Source organism: Mitsuokella apri (assembly GCF_051886055.1).
Lineage (GTDB): Bacteria > Bacillota > Negativicutes > Selenomonadales > Selenomonadaceae > Mitsuokella.
In genome coordinates this window covers 1-11,443 of record NZ_JBJEXT010000018.1, presented here as the reverse complement: position 1 = coordinate 11,443, position 11,443 = coordinate 1, and the positions used below count along the sequence as shown (strand labels likewise).

The 11,443-nt window shown below is 52.6% G+C and carries 10 protein-coding genes and 1 pseudogene; all 11 read left to right on the top strand.

What is annotated here, in order from left to right:
• Positions 1-353: hypothetical protein (locus ACI4OH_RS01850; RefSeq protein ID WP_439784041.1), on the top strand; the 353-nt coding region annotated here is incomplete at its 5' end.
• A 5-nt stretch (positions 354-358) separates the two neighbouring features.
• A complete protein-coding gene (locus tag ACI4OH_RS01845; protein WP_439784040.1) occupies positions 359-2,425 on the top strand; it encodes a DNA topoisomerase III in 2,067 nt (688 codons plus the stop codon).
• 15 nt (positions 2,426-2,440) lie between these two features.
• A complete protein-coding gene (locus ACI4OH_RS01840) occupies positions 2,441-2,908 on the top strand; it encodes a single-stranded DNA-binding protein (protein WP_439784039.1) in 468 nt (155 codons plus the stop codon).
• A 10-nt stretch (positions 2,909-2,918) separates the two neighbouring features.
• On the top strand, positions 2,919-3,122 hold the full coding sequence (locus tag ACI4OH_RS01835; RefSeq protein ID WP_439784038.1) for a hypothetical protein: 204 nt from the start codon (positions 2,919-2,921) through the stop codon (positions 3,120-3,122).
• A gap of 15 nt (positions 3,123-3,137) precedes the next feature.
• On the top strand, positions 3,138-3,449 hold the full coding sequence (locus ACI4OH_RS01830; RefSeq protein ID WP_303165029.1) for a hypothetical protein: 312 nt from the start codon (positions 3,138-3,140) through the stop codon (positions 3,447-3,449).
• Positions 3,450-3,469: 20 nt separating this feature from the next.
• Complete coding sequence (locus ACI4OH_RS01825) at positions 3,470-3,820, top strand: hypothetical protein (protein WP_439784037.1); 351 nt, start codon at positions 3,470-3,472, stop codon at positions 3,818-3,820.
• A 137-nt stretch (positions 3,821-3,957) separates the two neighbouring features.
• On the top strand, positions 3,958-5,295 hold the full coding sequence (gene miaB / locus ACI4OH_RS01820) for a tRNA (N6-isopentenyl adenosine(37)-C2)-methylthiotransferase MiaB (RefSeq protein ID WP_439784036.1): 1,338 nt from the start codon (positions 3,958-3,960) through the stop codon (positions 5,293-5,295).
• Positions 5,296-5,409: 114 nt separating this feature from the next.
• Positions 5,410-8,040 carry a DNA mismatch repair protein MutS gene (mutS, locus tag ACI4OH_RS01815; RefSeq protein ID WP_439784035.1) on the top strand — a complete coding sequence of 877 codons (2,631 nt, stop codon included), beginning with the start codon at positions 5,410-5,412 and terminating at the stop codon, positions 8,038-8,040.
• The gene (mutL, locus tag ACI4OH_RS01810; protein ID WP_435721344.1) at positions 8,037-10,055 is read left to right on the top strand and encodes a DNA mismatch repair endonuclease MutL; all 2,019 of its coding nucleotides are present in this window, start codon (positions 8,037-8,039) and stop codon (positions 10,053-10,055) included. The genes mutS and mutL overlap by 4 nt, the downstream gene beginning before the upstream one ends.
• A gap of 38 nt (positions 10,056-10,093) precedes the next feature.
• A complete protein-coding gene (locus ACI4OH_RS01805; protein ID WP_435721345.1) occupies positions 10,094-10,885 on the top strand; it encodes a class I SAM-dependent methyltransferase in 792 nt (263 codons plus the stop codon).
• A gap of 355 nt (positions 10,886-11,240) precedes the next feature.
• Positions 11,241-11,443, top strand: a pseudogene (locus tag ACI4OH_RS01800) (ribonuclease J); the annotation flags it as partial.

Genomic DNA, 11,443 nt, shown 5'->3' with positions numbered 1-11,443 from the left:
CAGCGAAAGAAGGGAAGATCCGGTCAATCGACAACAAGGTTGCCGAACTGACGGAACAGAAAAAGAAGTTGATGGAGTCCATCAGCAACTTAAAGGAAAAGAAAGTCGCGCGCTTCAGCCGTCAGCTCTTAGAAGGGCTGCGAAAAAACGGCGTGCCTTTGAATCAGGAAACCCTGCAAAGCCTCTTGGCCGCAGCCAAACCAGAAGAAACTTCGCTTGAAGATGACAAGCAGACAGAGGATGCGGAGACAGCAGAAGCGCATTCTGAAGGAGAAGCCGAACAGGCAGAGACGCCGGCCCAAACGGCACCAGGGAATAGCTTGTTTTCGTCTGTTCATGAAGTCAGGGGTTGATTTGGATGCGGCTTTTTATCGCCGAAAAGCCCAGTCTCGCACAAGCTATCGCGCATGGACTGGGGCATATGTCGAAGCGGAATGGATATATCGAGTGTGGAAATGACATCGTTACGTGGTGCTTCGGTCATATCTTGCAACAGTATGATCCGGAGGATTATGACAAGAAGCTTCACGCCTGGCGGCTGGAAGACTTGCCAATCATCCCGGAACATTGGAAGAACAAAGTATCTAGTAGTGCAAAAGAACAATATGAAGTCATCAAGTCCCTGGTGGCAAAAGCAGACTGTATTGTCAATGCGGGGGACCCGGATAGGGAAGGACAGCTGCTCGTGGATGAGGTCTTGAACCAGCTTGGTGTTCTGAACCAGAAGCCGGTTCAGCGCATCCTGCTGAATGCACTGGATGAAAAATCCGTCAAAACCGCACTGGCGGATATCCGGGACAATCGAGATTTTGTCGGACTGCGCAATTCTGCGCTGGCAAGGCAGCGGGCCGATTGGCTGATCGGCATGAATCTCACGCGCATGTATACCATCCGTTCACAGAAAGCTGGCTACACCGGCACGATCAGCGTAGGACGTGTGCAGACGCCGACAACTGCATTGGTCGTGCGGCGTGAATTGGAGATTCGCGACTTCAAGCCGAAAGACTATTATCTCTTGCAGGTAGACTGGGAGCATCCGAATGGCGTAATCACTACGACATGGAAGCCGCAGGAACATACAGCGGGGCAGGACGAAGAAGGGCGTCTTGTCAAACGCGAGCCTGCTGAACAGCTTGCAGAAGAAATCCGGCAGGAGCCGGGCGTTGTGGAATCTGTCGAGCAAAAGAAGGGACAGTCACAGCCCAAACTTCCATACTCACTGTCCTCTCTCCAGATTGATGCAGGCAAGATTTACGGCTATTCTCCGCAGGAAGTTCTGGATACGCAGCAGAGTTTATACGAAAAGAAACTCACCACGTATCCGCGTTCAGACTGTGATTACCTGCCGACCAATCAGCTGGCCGATGTTCCCCTTATCCTGAAAAGCCTGTGCGCGTTGACGGATGACCTTGCTCAAATGGTGGAACATGCCGATCCTTCGCTGCGCAGCCGGGCTTGGAATGACAAGAAAATCTCTGCGCATCATGCCATCATCCCGACAACGATTACGCCGGAATGGGACAAGCTGACGGAGAAGGAACAGAACCTATATACATTAGTAGCGAAAGCCTACCTTGCGCAGTTCTATCAGCCACAGACCTTTTTGTCCACAAAGATACAGATCCGCTGCGCAGGTGAATCCTTCCATGCATCCGGTAAGGTCATTTTGGACGATGGATGGAAGCAGCTCTATCACGGAGCTTTGGAGGAGAAGGAAGGAGAGAATCATCCGGAGATAAAGCTCCCTGCCGTGAAGCAGGGGGATGCCGTTTCGTTCCAGGAGAGCCGAATCCAGACGCGCACGACGAAACCGCCAGCGCGCTACAATGCGTCCACCTTGCTGAAGGCCATGAAGGAAATCGGCAAGTATGTGAAGGATGCTTCCTTGAAGGCAACCTTGAAAGATTGTTCCGGTATCGGCACGGAAGCAACAAGAGCTGGCATCATTGAGACTATCCAGAAGAGAGGCTTCGTTTCTGTTACGCGTCAGAAGAACCTAATCCCGACCGAGAAGGGATACCTGCTGCTGCGAATTCTGTCGGATAGCATTACGTATCCGGATATTACTGCCCGCTGGGAACAGAGCTTGGATGCTATCAGCCGCAAGGAGATGCGGCTGCAAGATTTCTTCCAAGAGCAGAGCCGGTTCGTGCAGCAACTGCTGGAAGAAGCAAAGAGCTGCGAGATTCCCCCGCCAAAAGATGTGGTGCGCTGCCCCAAATGTGGTAGCCCCATGATGCGTCGCTGGACAACAAAGAACGGAAAGAAGAGTTACTTCTGGGGATGCTCCAAGTATCCGGAATGCAAAACGACTTTGCCAGACCGGAACGGGAAACCCGTTTTTGAAGAGATGGGATACCATCCGAAAAAGAAACAGGGAAAAACGAATGCGGGGCCGTTTCGCTATAAGAAACCAACGGAATGAGAGGTGGCATGATTCATGAATCTTGTGGTTTTATCTGGGCGTGTCTCAACCGACATAGTGCTTCGCTACACCAAGAAGGGAACATCTGTCGTCAGCTTTGACATTGCCGTTCGTAAATCGTTCACGAAAGATGCCGAGGGGAACTATCCGACGGACTTCTTTCACATCGTCGCCTGGAATAAGCTGGCAGAATCCTGTCAGAAGAACTTGATCAAGGGGAGAATGGTACTGGTCAAAGGCAGCTTGGCAAATGATGATTACAAAGACGAACAGGGAACTGCTCATAAAAAGACCATCATCAAGGCGGTCATGGTTGAGTTCCTGGATTCGCGGAAAATTCCTCTGGCACAGCCAACTGCATCACCTGACGATAAAGATCAGACAACGGAGGCCACCGCATCAGGAAACATGGAATCATCCACCGCAACGCCATCGTCTTACCAGGCGTCGTTGGATATTCCGGATGAAGAAATTCCATTCTGAAAGATAGCAGATGATGAAAGATGTTCACAAAGTTTCGTTGCAGAACGATGGCCTGACAGAGCAGCAGCTTGATGCAATGGATCAGCTGGAAGCGATACATGCTTATCAGGCGAGGAAATGTAAGTGCCATGGAGCCGGGGCTTGGCAAAAAATCATAGACGTAAAGAATGCCATGACTCGGGTAAAAGAAAAAATGTTCAAGATTGGCAAATGAAAAGAGGTTATATACATGGAAGAAGAGACACAGGAATATCTGGACGGGAAGGCCGATACGCCCGCTGATGATGAGATGCTTCAGGATGAGCAAGCTGATGACAAGACCAGTTCAAAGCAGGAAAAGTTCAAAGAACTTGCCACAAAGCGAACCAATGACATCTGTCATCGCATCCAGCAGCTTGGCAAACTGGCCAATCGCAATGCCTATGCCTACGATGACCAGCAGGTCAATTTGATTTTCTCCACCATCGAGGAACAGCTCCGTCTGGCAAAAGGAAAATTCCAGGAAGCGGGGGAAATGCAGAAATCCTTCATTACCCTATAATGAGAATAGGGGGATTCCGAATGAAAAGACCTTGGCAGCTTTCAGGCGGTCTCATCATTGGCCTCGTCAGCATTGCCGTTTTCATATTCTTGCCGCGCTACCTGATATACAGTGTGCAGGAAAAGGGTGAGGAATACATCGAGTCCTTTCCTTCCTACGAATCAATCCGGGATGCCGGAGATGCTTCTTTCTCGATGCGTGTCTGGCAAACTGCTTCGGGAAAAGAGAAGGTCGTTTCCTATACTGGCGCTACCGATATCTGTATCCTGCCGCAGTTCACCGTCTACTTTGTCGTGCATCCTGATGGTTCTTATAAGGCATTCACCAGCCGCTGGTATCTTGGCAGGATCCTAAATGGTGCGGAGGAGTAGCCCTGTAGCCTATCTGTAAAAGCGGATAGGCTATTCGTGTTTTATGAATAGAGACAGAAAATCAGGATAGACAAGGAAGCGTTTGTCTGATACAATAATCTATTGATTATCATAAAATAAAGGACGGATTTTTATATATGAAGATTATAGATGGAAAAGTTCACCGTTTCGCTGAACTGATAGTATACGGATGCCAGATGAATCAGAGCGACGCGGAACGCATGATGGGGCAGCTGCGCACGATTGGCTATGAAAAGACGGAGTCGATGGAGGATGCTGACCTCATCCTCATCAACACCTGCTGCGTGCGCGAGACAGCCGAAGACCGCGTTTACGGCAAAATCGGCGAGATCAAGCATCTGAAACGGAAAAATCCGGAGCTGATTTTTGGCATCACGGGCTGCATGGCGCAGAAAGAGGGCGATGCTCTTATAAGGCGCGCACCGCATATCGATTTTGTGCTCGGCACGAACAAGGTGCATGAGCTCACGCATATCGTGCAGGAAATTCAGCAGGAGCATGGCCATCTCGTCGACGTACAGCTCGGCGAGACGGAGCTTCCCGATGATGTCCCCGTGGCGCGCGCGGGCAAACTTTCGGCCTGGGTGCCCATCATGTACGGCTGCAACAATTTCTGCACGTACTGCATCGTGCCGTATGTGCGCGGCCGCGAGCGCAGCCGCCTGCCCGAAGATGTCGTCAAGGAAGTCGAGCAGGCCGTGGCCGCTGGCTACGAAGAAGTCACGCTGCTCGGGCAGAATGTCAATTCATACGGCAAGGACCACAAAAAAGCTGACTTTGCCGACCTCTTAAAGATGGTCGACAAAGTGCCGGGCATCCGCCGCGTGCGCTTCATGACCTCGCATCCCAAGGATTTGTCGGATAAGGTCATCGCGGCCATCCGCGATGGCGAGCATCTCTGCGAGCACATCCATCTGCCCGTGCAGTACGGCAGCAACCACATCCTCAAGAAGATGAACCGCGTTTATACGGTGGAATCGTACCGTGCACTCGTCGGACGCATCCGCAAAGAGATTCCGGACGTCAGCCTGACGACAGACCTCATCGTCGGTTTTCCGGGTGAAACGGATGAGGATTTCCGCGAGATGCTCGACTTCCTGCGTGAGATTCGCTACGATTCGGCCTATACGTTCATCTACTCGAAGCGTTCGGGCACGCCGGCGGCGACGATGGCGGACCAGGTCGATGAAAAAGTCAAGAAAGAGCGCCTGAATCAGCTTATGGCTGTTCAGAACGAAATCAGCCTTGAAATCAACCAGAAACTTCTCGGCAGAACTATGGAGATCATGGTCGAAGGGCCGAGCAAGAATGACGATGCGGTTTGGATGGGCCGTACGCGCACGAATAAAATTGTTCTGTTCCCGCATGACGGCGAACAGGCCGGCGACTTCATTGACGTTAAAATCACGCACCCGCAGACATGGGTGCTCAAGGGCGAAAAAGTCAATAGCTGAGGCAAATGACGGGCGTGCTGGCTTTCTGCCGGCGCGCCTTTTTGACTGAGACTCAGGCCCTATATAATAGAAGGAATCAATTCATTTTAGGATTTCAGGAGGTGTTTGGATTTTATGGAAATGACTCCCATGATGCAGCAGTATCTGGCGACGAAGGAACAGAACCCCGGAGCCATTTTGTTTTTCCGTCTTGGCGATTTTTATGAGATGTTTTTTGACGATGCCAAGCTCGTCTCAAAAGAGCTCGGACTGACGCTGACGAGCCGCAGCAAAGGGCAGGATGCGCCGATGTGCGGTGTGCCGTATCATGCCGCGGAAACGTATGTCAATAAACTCGTCAAGCGCGGCTATAAAGTGGCCATCGCCGAGCAGATCGGCGACCCGAAGGCCAAAGGACTGACGAAGCGCGAGGTCATCAAGGTCGTGACGCCAGGCACAATCCTCTCAGAGTCGGCCCTGCAGGCCACGCAGAATAATTACATCGCGCTGGTTTACGAGAAAGAGGATAAAATCGTACTGGCCGGTGCGGATATCTCGACGGGTGAATGTTTCTATGGTATTTACGCGGGCGGCAACCGCCTGCAGATGCTCCTCGATGAACTTTACCGCCTGATGATGCCGGAGCTGCTCGTCGTCGGCAGGCTGACATTTGCACAGGAACTCCGGGACTTCGCGGCGCTGCGTCTGCCGCATTGTTCCTTCACGCCGATTGAGGAGGTTTCTGCGCATGTCGAGGACCGCATTGTCGAACATTTTGCTGCTGATGTGCGCCCCAGTGATGAAGCCGCGAAAGAAGCCGTGGCGACGCTGCTCGATTATTTGCATGAGACCGTCCGCACGGACCTCACGCAGCTTAATCAGCTGACGTATCTCGATGCTTCGGAAAATCTCGTCATTGATACCTATACGCTGCGCAATCTCGAAATCACGCGCAATCTGCGCGATGGCGGCAAGAAGAATACGCTCTTAGATGTTCTCGATTTCACGGAAACGGCCATGGGCAGCCGCCTTTTAAAGAAATGGCTGGAATATCCTCTTTTGAACATCGCAGAAATCACGCGCCGTCTCGATGCGGTCGAGGAATTCACGAAGAATTTTTCCCTGCGCGGCAATGTGCGTGAGGGCTGCCGTGAAATTCACGATTTTGAGCGCCTGCTTACGCGCATCGAAGTCGGCACAGCCAACGCGCGCGACCTCATCGCTCTTAAAATTTCCCTGCGCTGCCTGCCGGGCATACGCGAGGGGCTCAAAGATGTCCATGCGCCCATGCTCAAGCGTGCGGTCCGTCATATCGAGACCTTTGATGAGCTCGTCGACCTTTTGGAACGCTCCATTGTGGAGGACCCCGGCATCAGTCTGCGCGAGGGCGGCATCATCAAATCCGGCTACAATGAAGAGCTCGACGAATACCGCCGCATTTCGCACGACAGCAAAAAGATGCTGCAGGAAATCGAAGAACGCGAGAAAAAGGAAACGGGCATCAAAGCCCTGAAAATCGGTTACAATAAGGTCTTCGGCTATTATATTGAAGTCCGCCACAGCGGCACGGACCTCGTGCCGGACCGCTATATCCGCAAACAGACGCTTGCGAATGCCGAGCGCTATATTACGGAAGAGCTCAAGGAATTCGAGACGAAAATCCTCGGTGCACAGGAAAAGATTGTCAACATTGAGTACAATCTTTTCACCGAAGTCCGCGAAATCATCAAGTCGCATTTGACGGAAATCCAGCAGACAGCGCATGAAATTGCCCTTGTCGATGTGCTTGCGAGCCTTGCCGAGGCGGCGGGTACGTACAATTACGTGCGGCCGCAGATGCGTACGGACGGGGTCATCGATATCAAGGACGGCCGTCATCCGCTCGTCGAACGCATTTTGACGCGCGACCTCTTTGTGCCGAATGACGCGCATCTTGACCATCATGACTGTGAAATCATGCTGATCACGGGCCCGAATATGGCGGGCAAGTCGACTTATATGCGCCAGGTGGCACTTTTGACGCTGATGGCGCAGATCGGCAGCTTTATTCCGGCGCGCGAGGCTTCGATTTCACCGGTTGACCGCATCTTTACGCGCATCGGCGCGAGCGACGACCTCGTCAGCGGCCAGAGCACCTTCATGGTGGAAATGAACGAAGTCGCACAGATTTTGAAGTATGCGACGAAGAACAGTCTCGTCATTCTCGATGAGATTGGCCGCGGCACGAGTACCTTTGACGGCATGAGCATTGCCAAAGCCGTCATTGAGTACATCGAGAAGAAAGTCCATGCCAAGACGCTGTTTGCTACGCACTACCATGAACTCACGGACCTTGAAGACGACAAAATCAAGAATTTCTGCGTGGCTGTCAAGGAACGCGGCAATCAGGTGGCTTTTTTAAGGCGTATTGTGCGCGGTGCCGCGGATAAATCGTATGGCATCCACGTCGCACGGCTCGCAGGCCTGCCCAAATCGGTTACGAGCCGCGCCGAAGAAATCCTTGCCGAATTGGAAGCAGAGGCACCAAATGCCGCAAGCGCTGGTTCAAGCGAGAAAAAAGAACCGGCTGCAGCTCCTGTGAAACAGGATGTGGCGAAGGAAAGCAAAACGCCGCGGCCCACAGAACAGGGCATGGGTTCGCTCTTTGCTTCAAGCCTCAGCGATGCTCTGCTTTCGCTTGACGTCATGACGATGACGCCGCTTGAGGCGATGAATGAACTTTATAAACTGCAGGCACAGGCCAAGAGGGAGGCGGGCAAAGCATGAGCATGATCCATGTACTCGATGATAATACCATCAATAAAATTGCCGCGGGCGAAGTCGTCGAACGGCCGGCTTCGGTCATCAAGGAGCTTGTCGAGAATGCGATGGACGCGGGTGCGACACGCATTGAAGTCGAGATTATGGCCGGCGGCACGAGCTTTATGCGCGTGACGGACAACGGCAAAGGCATGAGCGCCGAGGATGCGCGCCTTGCCATCCTGCGCCATGCGACGAGCAAAATCCGCGAAGTCAGCGACCTCAACACGATTGGCACCTTGGGCTTTCGCGGCGAAGCACTGCCGACGATTGCTTCCGTCTCGCGCTTTACGCTTTTGACGCGCCGCGCAGGCGACGACCTCGGCACACGCGTGCTGATCACGGGCGGCAAGGAACCGGATATTATGGAAGCAGGCTGCAGTTTGGGCACGACGGTCAAAGTAGAAGACCTCTTCTTCAACACGCCGGCGCGCAAAAAATTTCTTAAGACGAATCATACAGAAGGCTCGAAAATCAACGATTTCATCGTCAAACTCGCCCTGTCGCGTCCGGATATCGAGTTTCATTTCATCAATAATAACAAGATGTCGGTCGTGACACCGGGCAACGGCAATCTCTACGATGCGATTCAGGCGATTTACGGCGCGAAGGCCGCAGACTCCCTGCTCGGCCTTTCGCTCGAGGATGAGGATGTCAAAATCTCCGGCTATATCACCAAACCCTCGATGCTCAAGAGCAGCCGCGCGTGGCAGACGTATATCGTCAATTCGCGCATCATCCAGAACCGCGCGATTGCCAAAGCCATCGACAACGCTTATAAATCCCTGATTCCAAAGAGCGGCTTTCCGTTGACGGTCATCAATATTGAAGTGCCGCAGCGTTCTGTCGATGTCAATGTGCATCCGCAGAAGAGCGAATTGAAATTTGAGGATGAGAGCCGCATTTTCAAGGCAGTCTACAAGGCCGTGCTCGATGCTATAAGGCCGGCAGGCAGGGGACTCGGCGAAGTCGCCGCCGTGGTCGAAAAGCCGGAAAATCACGTGACGATGGAGCCCATGCAGTTTGTGCCGGCGACAGAGCCCATCGATACCCCTGTGATTCCGGGCGTTTCGCGTGCCGCGTCGTTTTCGTCGTCATTCCCGTCTTCATCGCCGGCGGCGTCGTCTGCAGCAGGAAGCCCGGCCGGCACCTCTTATTCGCAGCGGCCGCAGACGATTTATGAGGCCGTGCACCGCGCTTCGCCTGCTTCAATGGCCGATTTTTCTGCTGTACAGGAAAAAATGCGCTCTGAGCACGCGATAAAGAATCCTGCAGATTCCGGCATCGTGGCAGAAAAGGCTCCGCAGGAGCAGCAGGGATTTGCGGGAAATTGTTTTTCTGAGACGGTACCCTCTGCAAAAAAAACAACGGATACTGCTGCACAGGAGGACTTGGCCTATGAAGGCAGTGTCGTGCCGATTGGTCAGGTTGACCTCACGTACATCATCGCGCAGGATGCCAAAGGACTTTACATCGTAGACCAGCATGCCGCGCATGAGCGCATTCTGTTTGACAAGTTTTCGGCCATGGCCGGGGATATTCCGTCCCAGCAGCTCTTGGTGCATCAGATTTTGAGTTTTGATGCCAAGGAAGCGGAACTTGTCGAAAAGAATCAGGAGCTGTTCGCCTCGCTAGGCTTCCATATGGAAATGAGCGGTGAGCAGGACTTCCGCTTGATGGAAGTGCCTGCCGACGTGCCGGTCAGCGAGGCTGAGGACATCATCCGCGAAATTTTGACGAATCTCATGGAGATGCATGAAACGACGGCTAAGGAAATCCGTCAGGCCTGTCTCGCGACGACAGCCTGCCGCGCGGCCATCAAGGCCGGCGAGGAGCTGAGCTTTCGCCAGATGCAGATTATTCTCGACGAGCTCGCGCATACGGCTTTCCCGTACACCTGCCCGCACGGCCGTCCGACCATCCTCAAATTCAGCAGCGAAGAACTCGCCAAGATGTTCAAGCGCACGGGGTTTGGTTTTTGATTTTCAAAGAGTAAAGAGAGATAGAGAGGTACGTATAAATGAAGGCAATTGCCACAACGGGACGAAAATGTGCAGAAGAAGCGGTCGCCCTGGCGAAATGGGCTGCAGAGCACGCGCACATTCCCTATGTGCCGCGCGACAATCTGTCAGGCAGGGCTCTGCGCGAGCGCTATGGCGTGGATTTTATCCTGATCGCCAAGCAGGGGCTGCTGACGCTTTCGACGCCGTCTGGCGACCTGTTCTTTCATCCGAATATGGCGCATCTGCGCCTCAAGAACCTGCGCTTTGGCAGTGCCGGCACGGGAGACCGCATGGTGGAGGCCATGGATCTCGCGCGCGGCATGAGCGTGCTTGACTGTACATTGGGCTTTGGCGCCGATGCCATTGTCGCCAGTTTTGCCGTGGGGCCGGAGGGGTTCGTCACGGGCATAGAATCCCAGCCCCTCATTGAAACGGTCGTAGGCTATGGCCTTGCGCATTTTAAGGCTGAGAATTGGCCCATTCAAGAGGCCATGCGCGGTGTCCGCACCATTTGTGCCGATGCTTTTTCGTATCTGCAGCAGCAGGATGATAAATCCGTTGATGTCGTTTACTTTGACCCGATGTTCCGCCACCCGCTGCTTGAAAGCAAGAGTTTGTCGCCGCTGCGCACCGTTGCCAACCATGCACCGGTTTCGCCCGAGATGATTGAGGAGGCCTGCCGCGTGGCAAGGCACCGCGTCGTTTTCAAGGAGAATGCGCGCAGCCTCGAATTTGCGCGCCTGAGTTTTACGACTATTATGGGCGGCAAATACAGCAAGGTCCATTACGGCGTGAAAATTCTCAGCTGAGTGCTTCTTCTCAAATATTGTCAGCAAAAATTAAGGCACTTCCGATTGGAAGTGTCTTTTTACATTGATTTATGGCGTCCTTGATGATAAAATAAAAAAGAATGATTTGATCGGATAAAAACTTCATATATCATTTCTACTATTTCGCGGCCTGCGATGACGTCATGACAGATGCCAGAGATTTGGCAGTACGGATTTTGTCATGCTGTATGGGAACGGTCCATTTGTACGGTTGTACGGCAGAGCAGCAGAAGTGAAACGACAGAGATGAGACGATAGGGAATTTCTATCCAGCAACCATAACATACGTGTATCATAAAAAGATGTATCATAAATCTGGCATCGAATCCGGAAAATGATTCAGCAATTCTTTTGGAGGTGTACTTTTTTGGCTAAAACAGCGCAAAAATTACAGATCATCCCCCTCGGCGGTTTGGGAGAGATCGGCAAAAATATGACAGTTATCCGCGTGGATGATGAAATTCTCGTCATCGATGCAGGTCTGATGTTCCCGGATGAGGATATGCTCGGCATCGACCTCGTCATCCCGGATATCAG